Genomic DNA, 18,310 nt, shown 5'->3' with positions numbered 1-18,310 from the left:
ATGCTCGCTGCCTTCGTCTCCGCCCCCGCCCCGAAGGACCCGCTCTCCGTGCTGGAGGTCGGCGACCGGCCGGAACCGGAGGCGCCCGAGGGCTGGACGACGATCCAGGTGAAGGCCGTGTCGCTCAACCACCACGACCTGTTCAGCCTGCAGGGCATCGGGCTGCCCGCCGAGCGGATGCCGATGATCCTCGGCACCGACGCCGCCGGGATCGACGAGGACGGCAACGAGGTCGTCGTGCACGGCGTCATCTCCACCCCCGGCTGGACGGGCGACGAGACCCTCGACCCGAAGCGCTCGCTGCTGTCGGAGGTGCACCAGGGCTCGATGGCGGAGAAGGTCGCCGTCCCGACGCGGAACCTGCTGCCCAAGCCGGCGGAGCTCTCCTTCGCCGAGGCCGCCTGCCTGCCCACGGCCTGGCTCACGGCCTACCGGATGCTCTTCGTGAAGTCCGGGCTCCGTCCGGGCCAGACCGTCCTGGTGCAGGGCGCCAGCGGCGGCGTCGCGACGGCGCTGATCGTGCTCGGCCGTGCCGCCGGCTACCGGATCTGGGTGACCGGCCGCAGCGAGGAGAAGCGCGCCGCAGCGCTCGCCCTCGGCGCGGACCAGGCGTTCGAGTCCGGTGCCCGGCTGCCCGAGCGGGTGGACGGCGTCATGGAGACCGTGGGTGAAGCCACCTGGTCGCACAGCGTCAAGTCGCTCAAGCCCGGCGGCGTGATCGTGACCTCCGGAGCGACGACGGGCTTCAATCCCGGCGCCGAGCTCAACCGGGTGTTCTTCACCCAGCTGTCGGTGATCGGCTCGACCATGGGTACGAAGTCGGAGCTCGAGTCGCTGATCCAGCTGTGCAGCGTCACCGGGATCCGGCCGCAGATCGACGTCGAGCTGCCGCTGCCCCAGGCCCGCGAGGGCTTCGAGCGGATGCTCGAGGGCCGCACCAACGGAAAGATCGTCTTCACGCTGTAAGACCCGGAGGTGGCGTGGTGATCGCTCGGATGTGGCGGGGATGGGTCGCCACCGTGGACCGCGACGCCTACGCCGGCTACGTCGAGGACACCGGCATGGCGGAGTACCGCCGGACACCGGACAATCGCGGTGCCCACCTGCTCACCCGCGACCTCGACGACGGCCGCACCGAGATCGTGACGCTCAGCTTCTGGGACTCCCGAGACGTGATCGTCGGCTTCGCCGGGAGCGACATCGCCCGCGCGGTCTTCTACCCCGAGGACGACCGGTACCTGGTCGACCGGGAGACCACGGCGACGCACTTCGAGGTGCACCCCGAACCCTGAGCGGCGCCCCGGCCGGACGAGCGTGCAGTTGTGGTCGTTCCGTTCGGCGCGTCCGCGCGTGTCGGCGACCCGCAACTGCTCCCTCGAGCGCCGAGTCAACAAAGGTTGACACGGCGCCCTGAGGCAACTTACGTTGACAGCCATGGCGGACACAGCGCAGGTGGCATCGGCCGCCGGCAGCCGGGATCCGGCGATCGGCCTGCGGGCCGTGCGGTCCCTCCGGACGCTCGTCGAGCGGCTGGAGGCGCTCCAGGTCGGCAATGCGCGCGACCAGGGCTGGACGTGGGAGCAGATCGCCCAGCTCCTGGGCGTGACCCGGCAGGCGGTGCACAAGAAGTACGCGAGCGGTCGCGGGCCGCTCCGGCGGAAGGACTGACCCATGTTCGAGCGCTTCACCCTCGAGGCCCGGCAGACCGTGGTCGGTGCCCAGCACGAGGCACGCCGGCTGCACTCCGGGCGCATCGGCACCGAGCACCTGCTGCTCAGCCTGGTCCGCCAGCCGACCGCCAGCGCGGCCGTGCTCAAGGCCCACGGGCTGAGCCAGGACGCCGTCGCCGAGGCCGTCGTCGGATACGTCGGATCGGACGACCTGGACGCCGGGGCGCTGACGGTGCTGGGCATCGACCTCGATGCCGTCCGCAGCTCCGTCGAGGCGAGCTTCGGTCCGGGCGCCCTGGACCGGCCGGCGGGCTCCCGCGGTCCGACGGGGCACATCCCGTTCACCCCCCGGGCCAAGAAGGTGCTGGAACTGGCTCTCCGGGAGGCCCTCGCGATGAAGTCGAAGAGCATCTCCGACGGGCACATCACCCTGGGGCTGCTCCGCGAGAGCGAGGGACTGGCCATGCGGGTGCTGACCGATCGCGGCGTCGATCCCGTCGAGCTCCGCCGCGACCTGACCGCCACGCTCGCAGCGGACTGACCGGCGGCGGGCTCAGTGGACGAGCTTCAGCCCGACCACGCACCCGATCAGCCCGAGGATCAGCAGCACCTTGACCACCGACACCGGCTCGGTGCCGGTCACCATCGCGTAGACGACGGTGAGCGAGGCGCCGATGCCGACCCAGACGGCGTAGGACGTGCCGACCGGCAGCTCCCGCATCGCGTACGCCAGCCCGGCCATGCTGAGCACCAGCGCGATCCCGAACACGATCGACGGGACGACGCGGCTGAAGCCCTCCGACCGGCCCAGGGCCGTGGCCCAGACCGCCTCCAGCACGCCGGACACGACGAGCACCAACCACGACACGACGGCCTCCCCGGCGCCGTCTTGTCGCACTCCGGGTACGGCACCCCTCGTCCGGGAGCCGGATCACGGCTCGCCGACCAGTGTCTCAGCTCGCCGGGTGCCGCTCGTCGCGGAGGAGCACCAGCGCCGCGACGGCGGCCAGCCCGGCCGCGACCGCCGCCCCGGCGAACACGGTGTGCAGCTGGGTGAGCAGTGCGGCGTCGGTGGCGGCGTCGAAGGCGGCGCAGTCGGCGGGCGTGTCGGGGCACAGCTCGAAGGGGCTGCCGATGGCGTCCACCTCGGCGGTGAACCGGCGCAGCGCCACCGCGGTCAGCAGCGACAGCCCGGTCAGCATGCCCACCGTGCGCGCGACGACGGCGAGCGCACTGGCGCTGCCGTGGACCTCGGCGCGGGTCACGCCCAGCAGCACCGCGTTGACCGGTGCGATGGCCAGCCCGAACCCGAGACCGGCGGCCAGCAGGACGACGGTCGAGGCGGCCCCGTCCAGGGACCGGGCGTCCCAGGTGGTCATCAGCACGAAGGCGACCGCGGTCAGCCCCGTCCCGCCGGCGGCGACGGCGCGGGCGGGCACCGTGCGGCACAGCCAGCCGCCCGCGACCGCACCGACCGGGACGGCGACCAGCAGCCGCAGCAGCACGAGCGCGGCGCCGAGCTGGTCGCCTGGCGTCGTCGTGGCGCGGGCGAAGAGCGGGATGTCGACGAGGGCGGCCACCAGCGCCACCCCGACCAGCAGGTTGACCAGCAGGGCGCCCCACGCGCCGACCGGCCGGAGCGCGCGCAGGGGCAGGACCGGTTCGGCCGTCCGGCGCTCGTGCCAGAAGAAGGCGGCGGTGGCCAGGACGGCGACCGGGAGCAGCACCGGGCCGTGCGCGACGACCTGGGTGGCCGGGTCGGCGGCGGCGAACGCCCAGACCAGGCTGCCCAGCGCGACGACGGCCAGCGCCGAGCCGAGCACGTCGATCTGCCGGGCCAGCCGCCGCAGCCCGCGCAGCGGCAGCACCGCGCGGACCGGCGCCGTCAGGCTGCGCACCACCAGGGCGGCCCCGGTCACGATCGCGGCCAGCCAGAGCGGTGTCGTCCATCCCAGGGATCCGACGACGGGCACGTAGAGCAGGCCGAGGGTCACGTCCTCCGCCAGCGCCACCGGCGCCGCGAGCTGCAGACCGAGCGCGACCGCGGTGACCACGGCGAGGACCAGCCCCCACGGATCCGGGCGGCGCACCCCTCCGGTCACGGCGGCGCCGACCGCGAGGGCCAGCCCGAGCAGCAGGTTCAGCCAGAAGATCGCCCGCCAGTCCGCGAACGCCAGCACGGCGGCCCCGGCCAGGGGGCCGAGCACCGCGCCGGCCTCCTGCACCGCGCCCACCACCCCGAGCGGCAGCGCCCGCCGCTCGGGCGGCCAGCGGTCGGCGACGAGCGCGAGGGTTGCCGGCACCAGCCCGCCGGCGCCGACGCCCTGCAGACCCCGCCCGAGGACGGCGGGACCGAGGGTGTCCGCGGTGGCGGTGAGCAGCGAGCCGAGCGCGAACAGCAGCAGGCAGCCGACCAGCACCGGCACCCGGCCGCGCAGGTCGGCCAGGCGCCCCAGCAGCGGCAGCGTGGCGGTGTACCCGAGCAGGAAGCCGCCGACGATCGGGGTGGCCCGCTGCAGCTCGTCGAGCCCCACGCCCACGCCGGCGAGGATGTCGGGCAGCGCGAGGACCACGACGTAGGTGTCGGCCGCGGTGACGAGCACCGCCAGCGTGGCGAGGACGACGAGCGGGAGGCCGGGTGCCGGTCGACGCGCACCGACCGCCTGCTCAGCCGGTGGTCGGTGCGGTGATCTCGACATCGGCCCCGTAGTCGCTCAGCTCGAGGGTGTACGTCGCGTCGTCCTCGGCCGTGAAGAACGGCCCGGTCAGGTCGGCCCGCAGCAGCTCCCCGCTGTCGGCCGCGATGGAGAAGCGGGCCTGCACCGGCCGGCTCGGGTCCTCGCTGGTGAGCAGCTGCTCCACGAGCTCCCCGGGGAGTTCCGCCGTCACCTCGCGGACGACCTCGCCGTCCACCCGCCGCTCCTCGCCCAGCTCGGCGGACTCGGCCGACGACAGCAGCTGGGAGATGCCGGTGTCGGCGTCGATGAGCTCGCCCGGGTCCCCGAAGCCGAACTGCGCCGGGTCGACCACGCTGAAGCCGGACGTGAACGGCAGCTCGGCGTAGACCGTGCCGTCGACCGACACGACCGCGAGGTCCAGCGTGGAACCCATCGCGAGCACCTGGAGCGTGCCCTCGAACGAGGCCGGCCGGGCGATGTCGCCCTCGCCACCGACCAGCGCGGTACCGGTGTCGGGCGCGCCCTCGCTGTCGAGCAGGAAGTGCACGCTGTCGGCCTCGTCGAGGGTCTGCTTGGCCTGCGCCAGCAGGTCGGCGGCCGACTCGGTGTCGGCGGCGTCGGATCCCCCGCAGGCGGTCAGCGCCGTGCCGGCGAGCAGCGCGAGGGCGAGCAGGGGTACCGCCGTGCGGCGCATGGAGACCTCCCGTGGGCCGGGTTCCGGGTCCCGGCGTACCGCGGCGGACAGTAGCGCGCCGGCCGTCGTCAGCCGCCGACGTCCGCCCGCGCGGCCACCGCGGCGTCGACCGCGGGCCGGTTCCGCGCGGGCAGGGCGGACCGCGCGGGAGCCAGGTCGGCGAGCCGCGCTCGCTCGGTGGTGAACGCGCGGAACGTCGTGCCGATCGTGATCCCGTGGTCGGGCCGCTCGACGATCTCCACGGCGTCCCCGGCGCCGAGGTCACCGGTCTGCAGGACCCGCAGGTAGGCACCGGGCAGACCGCGCTCGGTGAAGCGCTTGATCAGCCGGGGCACGCCCCAGTGCGCCTGGAGCTTCGCGCACGGGGTGCGCGGGGCGGTGACCTCCACGAGCACCCCGCCGATCCGCCAGCGCTCACCGAGGACGGCGCCGGTCAGGTCCAGGCCGCTGGTCCGGAGGTTCTCGCCGAAGCGGCCGGCCGGGAGGTCGCGGTCGAGCTCGGCGGCCCACCGGTCGGCGTCCTCCTGGGCGTAGGCGTAGAGCGCCTGCCCCTCCCCGCCGTGGAACTTCTGGTTGACCTGGACGTCACCGTCCAGGCCGAGCGGGCCGACGGTGACCCGCCCGTCGACCGGCCGCTTGTCGATCGCGCTCTGCGTGTCCCCTGCCCGTGGCAGCCGGATCGGCCGCGCCGCGGAGACGCAGACCGCCTCGAGACGGCCGGTTCCGCCCGGTGTGCCGTTCACCGGTGCGCTCGCCCGCTCGCTCACTTCTTGCTGGCGGTGGACTCGTTCGTGGAGAGCGCGGCGACGAACGCCTCCTGGGGGACCTCGACGCGGCCGACCATCTTCATCCGCTTCTTGCCCTCCTTCTGCTTCTCCAGCAGCTTCCGCTTGCGGGTGATGTCACCGCCGTAGCACTTGGCGAGGACGTCCTTGCGGATGGCGCGGACCGTCTCCCGGGCGATCACCCGGGAGCCGACGGCGGCCTGGATCGGCACCTCGAACTGCTGGCGCGGGATCAACTCGCGGAGCTTGCCGGCCATCATCACGCCGTAGCTGTAGGCCTTGTCCTTGTGCACGATCGCGCTGAACGCGTCGACGGCCTCGCCCTGGAGCAGGATGTCGACCTTCACCAGCTTCGACTCCTGCTCACCGGCCTCGGCGTAGTCGAGGGAGGCGTAGCCGCGGGTGCGCGACTTCAGCGCGTCGAAGAAGTCGAAGATGATCTCACCGAGCGGCAGGGTGTAGCGCAGCTCGACGCGGGACTCCGACAGGTAGTCCATCCCGCCGAGCTGGCCGCGACGGGCCTGGCACAGCTCCATGATCGCGCCGGTGTAGTCGCTCGGCGCGATGATCGTGGCGTTGACGATCGGCTCGTAGATGGCGGCGATCTTGCCGGCCGGCCAGTCGCTGGGGTTGGTCACCGTGATCTCGGTGCCGTCCTCCATGACCACGCGGTAGACGACGTTCGGCGCGGTGGAGATCAGGCTGATCCCGGCCTCGCGCTCCAGCCGCTCGCGGACGATCTCCAGGTGCAGCAGGCCGAGGAAGCCGACGCGGAAGCCGAAGCCCAGGGCCGCCGACGTCTCCGGCTCGTAGGTCAGGGCGGCGTCGTTGAGCAGCAGCTTGTCCAGCGCCTCGCGCAGCAGCGGGTACTCGCTGCCGTCGATCGGGTACAGGCCGGAGTAGACCATCGGCCTGGGGTCGCGGTAGCCGCCGATCGACTCCGCCGCCGGCTTGTGCTGCAGGGTCACCGTGTCACCGACGCGGGACTGGCGGACGTCCTTCACGCCGGTGATGAAGTAGCCCACCTCGCCGACGCCCAGGCTCTCCACCGGCTTGGGCTCGGGCGAGATGACGCCGATCTCCAGCAGCTCGTGGGTCGCTCCGGTCGACATCATCTTGATCTTGTCCCGGGCGGAGATGCGACCGTCGACGACGCGGACGTAGGTGATGACGCCGCGGTAGATGTCGTAGACCGAGTCGAAGATCATCGCCCGGGCCGGGGACTGCGCCTCTCCGGTGGGCGCCGGGATCTCCTCGACGATCCGGTCGAGCAGCTCCGGCACGCCGATCCCGGTCTTGCCGCTGACCCGCAGCACGTCGTCGGGCTCGCAGCCGATGATGTGCGCGATCTCCTCGGCGTACCGCTCCGGCTGCGCGGCCGGCAGGTCGATCTTGTTCAGCACCGGGATGATCGTGAGGTCGTTCTCCAGCGCCAGGTAGAGGTTGGCCAGCGTCTGGGCCTCGATCCCCTGGGCCGCGTCGACCAGCAGCACGGCGCCCTCGCAGGCCGCCAACGACCGGGACACCTCGTAGGTGAAGTCGACGTGGCCCGGGGTGTCGATCATGTCGAGCACGTATTCGGTGCCGGTGTGCGCGCCCGAGCGCGGGGTCCACGGCAGCCGGACGTTCTGCGCCTTGATGGTGATGCCGCGCTCGCGCTCGATGTCCATGCGGTCGAGGTACTGGGCGCGCATGTGCCGCCCCTCGACGAGTCCGGTGACCTCGAGCATCCGGTCGGCCAACGTCGACTTGCCGTGGTCGATGTGGGCGATGATGCAGAAGTTCCGGATGAGGGCCGGATCGGTGGTGGCAGGAGTCGTCACAGTGCGGCCATCGTCCCACGGCCCGGGGCCGGCCCGGGCGAGTACCGCGAAACCGGTGCGCCCCGGGGCCGCACGGCCGGCCGCGCGGCATGTGCCGAGGGTCGCCGGACGGCGGGTTGGGCTCCGGAGGACGACGCTGGTAATCTTGCAGGCCGGTCCTGTGGCGCATGCCGCCCGGACGCACGAACGACTGTCAGAAGTACTCCCTCCTGTCGAGACACCGAGGCTCACGCGTGGCGAACATCAAGTCCCAGCTCAAGCGGATCAAGACCAACGAGAAGGCGCGCCAGCGCAACGTGGCCGTCAAGTCCGCCCTGAAGACCGCCGTCCGGCGCGTCCGCACCGCTGCCGAGTCCGGTGACGCCGCCGCCGCGGCGACCGCCTACGAGGTCGCCGCGAAGCAGCTCGACAAGGCGGCCAGCAAGGGCGTCATCCACAAGAACCAGGCGGCCAACCGCAAGTCCGGTCTGGCCAAGCAGGTCGCCGGCCTCTGAGCCGGTGAGCCGTGCTCCGGCGCGGCCGCGACGAGCCCCCCTCCCCCTGCGGGACGGGGGGCTCGTCGCGTTCCGGGGGGTCAGCGCCCGGTGTAGGGCGCGCGGCCACCGCGGCCGGTCTCGGCCCGGATGGTGACGATGCGGCGGACGGCCCGTTCGAGCGCGTAGTCGGCGCTGGCCGCGACCCCCTTGACGTCGGCGTTGAGCCCGGCGGCGACACCGATCGCCTGCTGGAGGCCGTCGATGCTCCAGCCCCGCGACTGGGCCTGCGCCTTCTTCACCTTCCACGGCGGCATCTTGAGGGTGCGCGCCAGCTCACCGATGTTGGTCGAGCTGAGCGAGGCGACGCGGGCCGCCGTGCGCACGCCGTCGGCGATGGCGTCGGCGATGAGGACGTGCGGCACCCCACGCTCCAGCGCCCAGCGCAGCATCTCGATCGAGCCGGCCCGGTCGCCCACCAGCACCCGCTCCGCGACCGTGAAGCCGGAGACCTCCGCCTGGCCGCGGTGGAACCGGGCCACGGCGTCCGCATCGATGCTGCCCCCGAAGTCCGACACCAGCTGGCTCGCCGCCGACGAGAGCTGCCGCAGGTCGTTGCCGATCGCGTCGACGAGGGCGCTCAGCGCGTCCCCGGTGATGCGACCGCCGAGCCGGCGCACCTCGTTGCGGGCGAACGCCGCCAGGTCGCCGGGTGACTTCAGCTTGGGGCACTCGTCGAGCGCTGCCCCGGCCGCGGTGAAGGCCTTGACCAGCGCCTCGTTCCGCTTCCCGCCGAAGTGGACGATCACGAGCGTCAGCTCCGGGTCGGGGTCCTTCGCGTAGCCGATCAGGGCGTCCGACAGCGCGGCGGCGGCCTCCTGGACGCCGAGCACCACGACGAGCCGGTGCTCGCCGAACAGCGACGGCGCCAGGACGTCGGCCAGCTGACCGATCGGCAGCCCGGCGGCCGGCAGCTCGTGGACCTCGGCGTCGGGGTGGCGGCCGAGCACGGCGGTGCGGACGGCGCCGACGGCCCGTGACCGCAGCAGCTCCTCCTCCCCCATCACGACGCGCAGCCGGGAGGTGGGTTCCACGGGTTGAGCGGCCACGTCCGCATGGTGCCACGGAGGGCCGACGGTCCCGCCGGGGCGCGGGGCGGCCGACCTCGATGCCGACCGGCCGGCCGGGCACCTCTCCCGGCCCGGCGGCGGCCGACCGCCCGGACGTGTCACCCCGTGCCGCCACTCCCCAGCTCTCCCCCGTGCCGACCACCGCCAGGTCGCCCTCCCGGTCGGTGCGGTGCACCCGCATGCCGGCCCGGGTGAGCCAGCTGAGCAGCCGGCCCGTCGGGTGCCCGTAGGTGTTGTCGGCGCCGACCGAGATCAGCGCGACCCGGGCGCCGCTCGCGGCGAGGAAGCCGGGATCGGCGTCCCCGCTGCCGTGGTGCGGCACCTTGAGGACGTCGGCGCGCAGGTCCGTCCCGGCCGACACGAGGCGCGCCTCGGCCTCGGCGCCGAGATCGCCGGTGAAGAGGATCCGCACGCCCCGCACCGTCACCCGGACGACGAGGGAGAGGTCGTTGGCCTCCGCCGCGGCGGTGGCCCGCTCGGGAGCGGGGGCCAGCACCTCCACGTCGACGTCGCCCACGATCCGCCGGTCACCGGGGACCAGCACTGCGGACCGGCCGCCGGCGCGCCGGACGAGGGTCGCGAAGGCGCCCGCCCGGTCGTCGGCCGGCGACAGGGTGCCGGTCGCGACGACGCCCACGTCGCGTCCGGCGAGCGCACCGGCCAGGCCGGCCACGTGGTCGGCGTCCAGGTGCGAGACGAGCACCAGCGGCAGCGTGTCGATGCCGAGCCGGTCGAGACAGCGGTCCACGGCCGCCACATCGGGCCCGGCATCGATCAGCACCCCGGAGCCGGCGCCGGTGGGCAGCACGAACGCATCCCCCTGCCCCACGTCGCAGCCGACGGCCAGGGTGCTGGCCGGTGGCCAGCCCCGGACGGCCTGCCGCACCGGCCAGCCGAGCACGAGCAGCCCCACCAGCGCGGCGAGCGCGAGGGGGCGCAGCGCCCGGAACCGCCACAGCATCCAGCCGCCGGCGACCAGCAGGGCGGTCAACAGGGCGGCACCGGCCGTCCCCGCCGGCCAGGCCGTGGCGCCGTCCGGCACGGCGGCCGCCCGCTCGGCCACGAGGACGAGCCACCGTGTCGGCCACCCCGCCCCCCACGCGAGCGCGTCGGCCACCCAGGGCAGGAGCACGCCCACCACCGCCGCCAGCAGCCCGAGGACCGTGGCGACGGGCACCGCGGGCGCGGCGAGCAGGTTGGCCGGCAGCGAGACCAGGCTGACCGTTCCCGACACCCCGGCGACGAGAGGGGCGGTCACGACGCCCGCAGCGGCACTCACGGCCACCGCATCGGCGAGGAGGGGCCAGCAGCCGCGTGCGCGGAGCCGGCGCGACCAGCCGGGGGCCAGGAGCACGATCCCCGCGGTGGCCGCGACCGACAGCGCGAACCCGGGTTCGGTGGCGAGCCCGGGATCGAGCAGGAGGAGGACGCAGACCGCCGCGCTCAGGGCCGGGACGGCCGCGCGCGGACGGCCCGACGCGAGCGCGAGCAGGGTCACCGCACCCATCGCGGCCGCGCGGACGACGCTCGGGTCGGGACGGGCCAGCACGACGAACCCGGCGAGCGCCAGGCCGGCGACGACGGCCTGCACCCTCCGGTCCACCGCCCGACGGCGCAGCGGCCGCAGGACGCCGGCCAGCACGATCGCGACGTTCGCACCGGACACCGCCGTGAGGTGTGCCAGGCCGGCCCGGCGGAAGTCCTCCGTCAGCACCGGGTCCATGGCCCGCGTGTCCCCGACGACCAGCCCCGGCAGCAGCCCGGCGGCCGAGGGCTCGAGCACGCGCTGAGCGGAGGCGGCCAGCCCCGTCCGGAGATTCCCCGCCGCGGACTGCAGCCGGCCGGGTCCGCCGACCGGCCGCGGGGGCCCGCGGGCAGAGAGCACGGCCACCGCGTCGTCCCCTGCCCCGGGCAGCCTGACCCCGGCCCGGACACGGACCCGCTGGCCAGGGAGCAGCTCCCGCCAGTCGGCCGCCGGCCCGAAGAGCACGACGGGCGCGTGCAGCACCACCGTCGTCGCGCCGTCACCGAACCGGGTGACCGTCGCGTCGACGACGGCCCGCACGGCTCCGGCGCCCGCCAGGACGTGCGGATCACCGTCCAGCTCCAGGGTGACCTCCACGGTCCGTTCCTCCTCGGCGACGACGCGCAGCGGAGAGACGTCGCGGGCGGCGCCCCGGACAGCCGCCGTCCACGACGCGGCCACCACCCCGGCCAGGAGCACCAGCACCGCGGCGGTCGCCCGCTCCCGACGCCGCCGGACCGCCAGCGCCGCGAAGCACGCCACGACGCCCAGCCAGCCGGATGCCACGGTTCCGAGCCCTGGTGCCAGCAGCGTCGTCCCCCAGATCGCGGCCGCCGCCGGGACCAGGCGCAGGTCCACCCAGGTCCAGCGCGCCGTCCCGGGCGCCGTCACACGTCCACCAGGTCGGCCAGCTCCGCGGCGATCGTCGGCCCGATGCCGGGAACGTCGTCGAGCTGGTCGACGCTCCGGAAGGGGCCCTCGCGGGTGCGGTGCTCCACGATCCGCTGGGCGAGCACCGGGCCGATCCCCGGCAGCGCGTCCAGCGCGCCGACGTCCGCCGTGTTGAGGTCGACCCGCCCCCCGGAGCCCGCGCCGGCCGGACCGGTCGCGGCCGGGGGTGGCGCGCCGGGGAGCCCGACCGCGAGCTGCTCGCCGTCGACCACCACGGCGGCGAGGTTGACCGACGCGGGATCGGCCCCGGGCAGGAGCCCGCCGGCGGCCGCCAGCGCGTCGGCCACCCGTGCACCGGTCGGGAGAGTCACCAGACCGGGACTGGTGACCTGCCCGACCACGGACACCACGACGGTCTCCGACGTCTCGGCCGCCTCACCCACGGCCGTCGTGGCCGGGGCGCTGGACGGCACGGGCACCCCCGACACGGGTTCGACCCGGGGCCGCTCGAGCCACGTCCAGCCGGCCAGCGCCAGCGCGGCCATCAGACCGGACAGCCACAGCGCCCGCGCGCCCGGGCGGCCCGGGTCCCAGCGCGCCGCCGTGCCGGGGACCCGGTGCCGCCCGATCCCGCCGGGGAGGTCCGTGCCGGTCGGGGACCCGTCGGTCAGCGGTCCGGTGACGGTGTCCTCCCCCGGCCGGCGGGTGCCGGACGACCGGGGAGCGCTCCGCACGCCCTCGGATGCCTCCGGGCCACCCCCCGCCGTCCGGCGCTCGGCCGCGTCCAGGCCCTCCGCGTCCAGGCCCTCCGCGTCCAGGCCCTCCGCGTCCAGGCCCTCCTCCGCGTCCTCGGGCACCCAGCCGCTCGCACGGTCGCGCTCGGCCAGCAGGAGCCGCAGCCGCGCCCGGATGACGTCGGCGTCGTCACTGCGGCGGGGAGGGAAGCGCACCGACGGGACGCTAGGGAGCCGGGTCGCGCGGGGCCGGTCGGTCGATGGATCTGTGGATCGGGGTGCCACCTGTGGACGACCGCCGACCGCTTCGCCCAGCGGGGCGGGAGGCTGCTCCGCATGCCCAGCCAGGCCCCGCGTTCAGCCCTCCGCCGGGAAGACGTCGCTGTCGGCGCCCTGCCAGAACGGCGCCACGACGATGCCGACGGCACCCGGTCCCACGTGTGCCCCGATCGCGGCGCCGAGCTGGCTGACGTGGAGCTCGCGCAGCTGCGGCAACCGGTCGCGCAGCTCCGCGGCCAGCCGCTCCGCCCGCTCCGGTGCGGCGAGGTGGTGGACCGCGATGGAGACCGCGCCCTCGCCGGCCGCCTCGACCGCCCGCTGCACGAGCCGGTTCAGCGCCCGCGCCGACGTCCGCACCTTCTCCAGGGGGACGACCCGGCCGTCCTGCACGTGCAGCACCGGCTTCACGGCCAGGGCGGAGCCCAGGACCGCGGCGGCCGCGCCGATGCGCCCCCCGCGGCGCAGGTGCTCGAGGGTCTCGACGACGAACAGCGTCGTGGTCGCCGCGGCGGTGTCCCGCGCCGTCCGGGCGACGGCGTCCGCGTCGGCACCCGCCGCAGCGGCCCGCGCAGCGGCGAGCACCGCGAACCCGGCGCCCATGGCCGCCGACCGGGAGTCGACGACGGTGACGATGTGCTCCCCCACCTGGGAGGCTGCCAGCCGGGCGGCGTCCCAGGTGCCCGAGAGCTCGGCGGACAGGTGGATCGAGACCAGCCGCTCCGCGCCCTCGTCCAGCGCCCGGCGGTAGGCGGCGACGAAATCGCCGGGGGTGGGGCGGGAGGTGGACACCGTCTGCCCGCGCACGGCGAGCGTCCGGGCCACCTCGTCGGGTCCGATCTCCTGCCCCTCGCGGCCGGAGTAGCCGGGCAGCACCACGTAGAGCGGGACCAGGTGGATCCCGTAGCCCTCGACCAGCTCGTCGGGGAGGTAGGCCGACGAATCGGTGACGACGGCGACGGACACGCGGCGAGGCTAGCCCGCCGTCCGCGGGCACCCGCACGGGCCGCGGACGTCAGGCCGGCTGCTCACACGGCGTCGGCGTCCCCGGGTGGCGCCGGAGCACCGGCCTCCGGTGTCGCCCGGGCATCCGCGGCGGGCGCCGGTCCGAGGCCTTCCACCCGCCCTGCGGGCTGCTGCACGGCGCTGTTGTGCCGCAGCAGCCGCCAGCGGTCACCCTGGACGACCAGCTCGCTCCAGGCGCAGTTGCCCAGGGGGCCGAACACGCGACGGTGGTCCGACCCGAGGTCGAGCAGTCGTTCGAGCAGCCGCCCGGCCGTGCCCCCGTGCGTCACGACGACGGCGGTCGCCGCCGGGGGAAGATCCGCCAGCGCCGCCACCGCGCGCTCGGCCACCTCGGCGGGAAGCTCCCCTCCGCGGCCCAGGACAGGTCGACCGGCCACCCAGTCGGCGTACTGCTCGGGGAACCGGTCGGCGACCTCGTCGCGGGTAAGCCCCTCCCAGGAACCCATCCCGTGCTCGCGCAGGCGCTCGTCGAGCCGCAGTTCGACACCGAGCAGCCCGCTGAGCGTCCGCGCGGTCTCCGCCGCCCGGACCAGGTCGCTGGAGACCACGACGGTGTCCTGCGGGGCGAGCCCGGCGGCGACGTACGGCGCCGCCGCGGCGGCCTGGCGCCGGCCCCGCTCGTCCAGCGGCGGGTCGAGCTGGCCCTGGAAGCGGCCGGCCGCGTTCCACTCGGTCCGCCCGTGCCGCCACAGGACGAGGCGCGGGACGGGCAGGGCGGGCAGCGCTCCGGGGGTCACCGGGTGGCCGTCTCCCCGTCGCCGGGAGCCGCGTGGTCCGGCGTCGTACCGTCGGGCGCCGTGCTGCCCGACGTCGGGGCGTCCGCGGGCACCGGCGCGGAGTCGCCCGCGGTCGCCGACCGCGCGTTGTCGACGAACGGGATGGTCGGGCAGTCCTTCCAGAGCCGTTCGAGGGCGTAGTAGGCCCGCTCCTCGGCGTGCTGGACGTGCACCACGACGTCGACGAAGTCGAGCAGCACCCACCGTGACTCGGCGACCCCCTCCCGGCGGACGGGCTTGATCCCGCGCTCGCGGAGCTTCTCCTCCACCGCGTCGACGATGGCCTGCACCTGGCGCTCGTTGGGCGCCGCGGCCAGCACGAAGGCGTCGGTGATGGCGAGTCGGTCGCTCACGTCGACGATGGAGACGTCGGTGGCGAGCTTGTCCGCAGCCGCCTGTGCGGCGAGCAGCGCGGTGTCCCGCGCCTCGGCCGAGGCGGTCATCGGGGTACCTCCTGGAGGTGGTCGGTGGGGGGCTGGGGTTCGTGCCGGCGGGCACCGTCGGCGACCGCGCGGCGCGGGGGCTCGCGGTAGAGCCCCCGCTTCTCGATGTACTGCACGACGCCGTCGGGCACGAGGTACCAGACGGGCATCCCGCGGCCCACCCGGTCACGGCAGTCGGTGGAGCTGATCGCCAGGGCAGGGACCTCGACGAGGCTGACGACCCCCTCGGGCAGGTGGGCGTCGGCGAGGTGGAATCCGGGCCGGGTCACCCCGACGAAGTGGGCCAGGTCGAACAGCTGCTGGTTGTCCCGCCAGCTGACGATCTGGGCCAGCGCGTCGGCGCCGGTGATGAAGAAGAGCTCGGCGTCGGGCCGCTGCTGCCGGAGGTCGGTGAGGGTGTCGATGGTGTACGTCGGCCCTCCCCGGTCGATGTCCACGCGGCTGACGGAGAACCGGGGGTTGGATGCGGTGGCGATGACCGTCATGAGGTAGCGGTCCTCGGCCGGGCTGACCTCGCGCTCGCTCTTCTGCCACGGCTGGCCGGTCGGCACGAAGATGACCTCGTCCAGACCGAAGAGCCCGGCGACCTCGCTCGCGGCGACCAGGTGGCCGTGGTGGATGGGATCGAACGTCCCGCCCATGATCCCGACCCGGCCACCTGCCACCGCACGAGCCTAGCCGGGACCCCCGGGGCCGGCCCCGCCAGGACCGGCCCCGGTGCACGGTCCGGGCGCCCGCCCGCAGGCGGGACCACGGATCCGCCGCGACCGGCTCCCCCGTGCAGCCGGTCGCAGTCCGCGCCGTGCGTCGTCGCACGGATCGTTCGGCGCGGTCGGTCACCCCGGCGCCGCGCTGACCAACGCACCGTCACGGGATGGGTTACGGCCCTTCGGCGTGTCGCCTCGTGGCGGTCGACACACCTGCGCTAGGCGCCGGACGGATCGACGAGGCGACGAGGCGACGAGGCGACCAGGCGACGGAGCGCCGGATCGACCAGCCGACACGGCGACATGTCGGCCCGGCGGCGCGCCGGGGTCAGAGCGTGGTGACGAAGTCCGCCAGCTGGGCGGCGTTGCGGCACTCCACCATGTCGATGACCTCGCCGTACCGGTTCGCCGCCGAGTCCCCGCTCCCCCACAGCCGCTGCGGCTCCGGGTTCAGCCAGTGCGCCGAGCGGGAGCGGCGGACCAGGTCCGCGAGCACCGGCAGGCCCGGCTGCCGGTAGTTGGTCCGGCCGTCACCGAGCACCAGCAGAGACGTCTTCGGCCCGACGGCCGAGGCGTACCGGTCGGCGAACACCTCGAACGCCGTCCCGTAGTCGCTGTGCCCGTCGAAGCCCACGACGTCGGCCTCGCGGCCGATCCGGGACACCGCGTCGGCCACGTCGGCACCCGGCCGGAAGAACCGGGTCACCTCGTCGGTGGTGTCGACGAACGCGAACGCCCGCACGCCGGTGAAGTGCTCGCGCAGCGCCTGGGTGAGCATCAGGGTGAAGTGGCTGAACCCGGCCACCGAGCCGCTGACGTCGCAGAGGACCACGAGCTCGGGCTTGTGCACCTTGCGCGGCCGGTGGTGGGTCACCACCGGCACTCCCCCGGTGCCCAGCGAGGCGCGCACCGTCTTGCGGAAGTCCAACCGCCCCTCCCGGCCCAGTCGCCGGCGGGCCGAGAGCCGGACCGCGAGCCGGCGGGCCAGCGGTGCGACCGCCCGGCGCAGCTCGGCCAGGTCGGCAGCCTGTGCACGCAGGAAGTCGACCTGGTCGGCGAGCGGCCGGACGGCGTTCTTCGCCACCTTGTCGCGGCCCTTCTCCGCAGCGGTCCGCCGGCGGACCTCGGACTCGATCGCCGCGCGCAGCGCGGTCAGCCGCTCCCGGATGGTCTGGCGGGCGACCTGCTCGGCCAGGCCGCCGCGGTCACCCTCGGCGAGCAGCCCGGCGAGCAGCTGGGCGACCAGGGTGTCCGGGGAGAGCGCGCGCAGGACCCGGTAGCTGAAGAAGGACTGGCCCGACGGCGAGGGCTGGCCGCGCCCGAGCAGCTCGACGGCCTCGCGGGCGAAGCGCCGCAGGGCCTCGGGGTCGCCGTCCAGCAGGAGCTGGAGCAGCTTCTCCCGCATGAGTACGGCCAGGTCGGCGCCGTCGTCCCCCGGCACGTCCAGGGTGGGATCCCCCGGGTCGCCCTCCGCCTCGCCCTCCGGACCGTCCTCCCCGCCGGGACGTGGCCGGTCCGACAGCGGCCACCAGAGATCGAACAGGACGTCGTAGGTGGGGCGCTGCGCCGCGCGCTGCAGCAGCACCGCCGCCAGGCCGTGCCGCAGCTGCTCGCGGTCGAGCAGGTCGACGACGGTGAGGATCTCGGCGGCGTCGACGGCCTGGCTGATGCCGACCGGGATGCCGGCGTCCCGGACCGCCCGGACGAACCCGTCCAGGTGACCGGCGAGCCCGCCGGGCTCGGCGTCGCGCGCGGCCGAGACCGTCATCAGTTCAGCCGGAGCTCGGCGGCGGCGCGGTCCTGGTCGCTGGCGTGCTTTAGCACCACGCCGAGGGTCGAGCGCACGGCCGACTCGTCCAGGGTGTCCAGCCCGAGCTCGAGCAGGGTCTGGGCCCAGTCGAGGGTCTCGGAGATCGACGGCGACTTCTTCAGCTCCAGCGCACGCATGGCCCGCACGGTGCGCACGAGCTGCTCGGCCAGCCCGGGCGCGAGGTCGGGCACCCGGGACAGCACGATCTCCCGCTCGCGCTCGGCCGACGGGTAGTCCAGGGCCAGGTAGAGGCAGCGGCGCTTCAGCGCCTCGGACAGCTCGCGGGTGGCGTTCGAGGTGAGCACGACCATCGGCCGTCGGGCGGCGGTGATCGTGCCCAGCTCGGGGATGGTCACCTGGAAGTCCGAGAGCACCTCCAGCAGCAGCCCTTCGACCTCGACGTCGGCCTTGTCGGTCTCGTCGATGAGCAGCACGGTCGGCTCGGTGCGGCGGATCGCGGTCAGCAGCGGCCGCGACAGCAGGAACTCCTCGCCGAAGATGTCGTCGTGCACGGTGTCCCAGTCCGCGCCCCCACCGTCGCCGGAGCTCCCCTGGGACGCCTGGATGCGCAGCAGCTGCTTCTTGTAGTTCCACTCGTACAGCGCCCGCGCCTCGTCCAGGCCCTCGTAGCACTGCAGCCGGATCAGCTCCGAGCCCGTCGCCGTGGCCAGCGCCTTGGCCAGCTCCGTCTTGCCCGTCCCCGCCGGACCCTCGACCAGCAGCGGCTTGCCCAGCCGGTCGGCGAGGAAGACGGTCGTCGCGATCTGCGCGTCGGGCAGGTAGCCCGCCGACGACAGTCGCTTGCTGACGTCCGCGACCGAGGAGAACTGCGGGAACTGGGACGGCGGACGGGGCAAGGCAGGGCTCCT

General features: G+C 74.7%; 18 protein-coding genes, 1 pseudogene and 1 riboswitch. Of the genes and pseudogenes, 5 read left to right on the top strand and 14 right to left on the bottom strand.

All coding sequences use genetic code 11. The annotated features are described in order from the left end of the window. From BM142_RS05465 to BM142_RS05450, 4 genes are all read left to right on the top strand, one after another. The gene (locus tag BM142_RS05465) at nt 1-966 is read left to right on the top strand and encodes a zinc-binding dehydrogenase (RefSeq protein ID WP_092195750.1); all 966 of its coding nucleotides are present in this window, start codon (nt 1-3) and stop codon (nt 964-966) included. Nucleotides 967-983: 17 nt separating this feature from the next. Next, nucleotides 984-1,292, top strand: a complete 309-nt coding sequence (locus BM142_RS05460) for a hypothetical protein (RefSeq protein WP_175527108.1) — start codon at nt 984-986, stop codon at nt 1,290-1,292. A 142-nt stretch (nt 1,293-1,434) separates the two neighbouring features. Next, complete coding sequence (locus BM142_RS05455; RefSeq protein WP_092195749.1) at nt 1,435-1,668, top strand: helix-turn-helix domain-containing protein; 234 nt, start codon at nt 1,435-1,437, stop codon at nt 1,666-1,668. Nucleotides 1,669-1,671: 3 nt separating this feature from the next. Continuing rightward, a complete protein-coding gene (locus BM142_RS05450) occupies nt 1,672-2,211 on the top strand; it encodes a Clp protease N-terminal domain-containing protein (RefSeq protein ID WP_092195748.1) in 540 nt (179 codons plus the stop codon). Between the two features lie 12 nt (nt 2,212-2,223). Here BM142_RS05450 and BM142_RS05445 read toward each other — a convergent pair whose 3' ends face one another. From BM142_RS05445 to lepA, 5 genes are all read right to left on the bottom strand, one after another. Further along, nucleotides 2,224-2,538 carry a DMT family transporter gene (locus tag BM142_RS05445; RefSeq protein WP_092195747.1) on the bottom strand — a complete coding sequence of 105 codons (315 nt, stop codon included), beginning with the start codon at nt 2,536-2,538 and terminating at the stop codon, nt 2,224-2,226. A gap of 10 nt (nt 2,539-2,548) precedes the next feature. Then, nucleotides 2,549-2,613, bottom strand: a riboswitch (guanidine-III (ykkC-III) riboswitch). Nucleotides 2,614-2,623: 10 nt separating this feature from the next. Then, nucleotides 2,624-4,369 carry an MFS transporter gene (locus BM142_RS05440; RefSeq protein ID WP_092195746.1) on the bottom strand — a complete coding sequence of 582 codons (1,746 nt, stop codon included), beginning with the start codon at nt 4,367-4,369 and terminating at the stop codon, nt 2,624-2,626. After that, nucleotides 4,338-5,042, bottom strand: a complete 705-nt coding sequence (locus BM142_RS05435; protein ID WP_092195745.1) for an LppX_LprAFG lipoprotein — start codon at nt 5,040-5,042, stop codon at nt 4,338-4,340. Before BM142_RS05435 ends, BM142_RS05440 begins: the two co-directional genes overlap by 32 nt. Nucleotides 5,043-5,110: 68 nt before the next feature. Beyond that, a complete protein-coding gene (locus BM142_RS05430) occupies nt 5,111-5,785 on the bottom strand; it encodes an MOSC domain-containing protein (protein WP_175527107.1) in 675 nt (224 codons plus the stop codon). 20 nt (nt 5,786-5,805) lie between these two features. After that, entirely contained in the window at nt 5,806-7,650 is a 1,845-nt protein-coding gene (gene lepA, locus BM142_RS05425) for a translation elongation factor 4 (RefSeq protein WP_092195744.1), read from the bottom strand. A gap of 233 nt (nt 7,651-7,883) precedes the next feature. Here lepA and rpsT point away from each other — a divergent pair, with 233 nt between their 5' ends. Beyond that, nucleotides 7,884-8,144, top strand: coding sequence for a 30S ribosomal protein S20 (gene rpsT / locus BM142_RS05420; protein WP_092195743.1), 261 nt, complete (start codon nt 7,884-7,886; stop codon nt 8,142-8,144). Between the two features lie 80 nt (nt 8,145-8,224). Here the strand turns inward: rpsT and holA are convergent, their stop codons facing one another. The 9 genes and pseudogenes from holA to BM142_RS05375 form a co-directional block, all read right to left on the bottom strand. Next, a complete protein-coding gene (gene holA / locus BM142_RS25110) occupies nt 8,225-9,232 on the bottom strand; it encodes a DNA polymerase III subunit delta (protein WP_254790560.1) in 1,008 nt (335 codons plus the stop codon). A 337-nt stretch (nt 9,233-9,569) separates the two neighbouring features. Further along, nucleotides 9,570-11,036, bottom strand: a pseudogene (locus tag BM142_RS25105) (ComEC/Rec2 family competence protein); the annotation flags it as partial. A 629-nt stretch (nt 11,037-11,665) separates the two neighbouring features. Further along, nucleotides 11,666-12,619 carry a ComEA family DNA-binding protein gene (locus BM142_RS05405; RefSeq protein WP_139228774.1) on the bottom strand — a complete coding sequence of 318 codons (954 nt, stop codon included), beginning with the start codon at nt 12,617-12,619 and terminating at the stop codon, nt 11,666-11,668. Nucleotides 12,620-12,760: 141 nt separating this feature from the next. After that, on the bottom strand, nt 12,761-13,645 hold the full coding sequence (locus BM142_RS05400; RefSeq protein WP_092195740.1) for a DegV family protein: 885 nt from the start codon (nt 13,643-13,645) through the stop codon (nt 12,761-12,763). 62 nt (nt 13,646-13,707) lie between these two features. After that, complete coding sequence (locus BM142_RS05395; protein WP_092195739.1) at nt 13,708-14,442, bottom strand: histidine phosphatase family protein; 735 nt, start codon at nt 14,440-14,442, stop codon at nt 13,708-13,710. Then, nucleotides 14,439-14,924 (bottom strand): ribosome silencing factor, encoded by a 486-nt coding sequence (gene rsfS, locus BM142_RS05390; protein WP_254790558.1) that lies wholly within the window; start codon nt 14,922-14,924, stop codon nt 14,439-14,441. The genes BM142_RS05395 and rsfS overlap by 4 nt, the downstream gene beginning before the upstream one ends. Beyond that, nucleotides 14,921-15,589, bottom strand: a complete 669-nt coding sequence (nadD, locus tag BM142_RS05385; protein ID WP_254790556.1) for a nicotinate-nucleotide adenylyltransferase — start codon at nt 15,587-15,589, stop codon at nt 14,921-14,923. Before nadD ends, rsfS begins: the two co-directional genes overlap by 4 nt. A 370-nt stretch (nt 15,590-15,959) precedes the next feature. Next, complete coding sequence (locus BM142_RS05380; protein ID WP_175527106.1) at nt 15,960-17,399, bottom strand: vWA domain-containing protein; 1,440 nt, start codon at nt 17,397-17,399, stop codon at nt 15,960-15,962. Next, entirely contained in the window at nt 17,399-18,298 is a 900-nt protein-coding gene (locus BM142_RS05375) for an AAA family ATPase (protein ID WP_092195737.1), read from the bottom strand. The genes BM142_RS05380 and BM142_RS05375 overlap by 1 nt, the downstream gene beginning before the upstream one ends. Nucleotides 18,299-18,310 lie beyond the last annotated feature (12 nt).

Origin of the sequence: Blastococcus tunisiensis (assembly GCF_900112815.1) — a bacterium.
Classification (GTDB): Bacteria; Actinomycetota; Actinomycetes; order Mycobacteriales; family Geodermatophilaceae; genus Blastococcus_B; species Blastococcus_B tunisiensis.
This window is presented reverse-complemented; position numbering and strand designations above follow the sequence as displayed.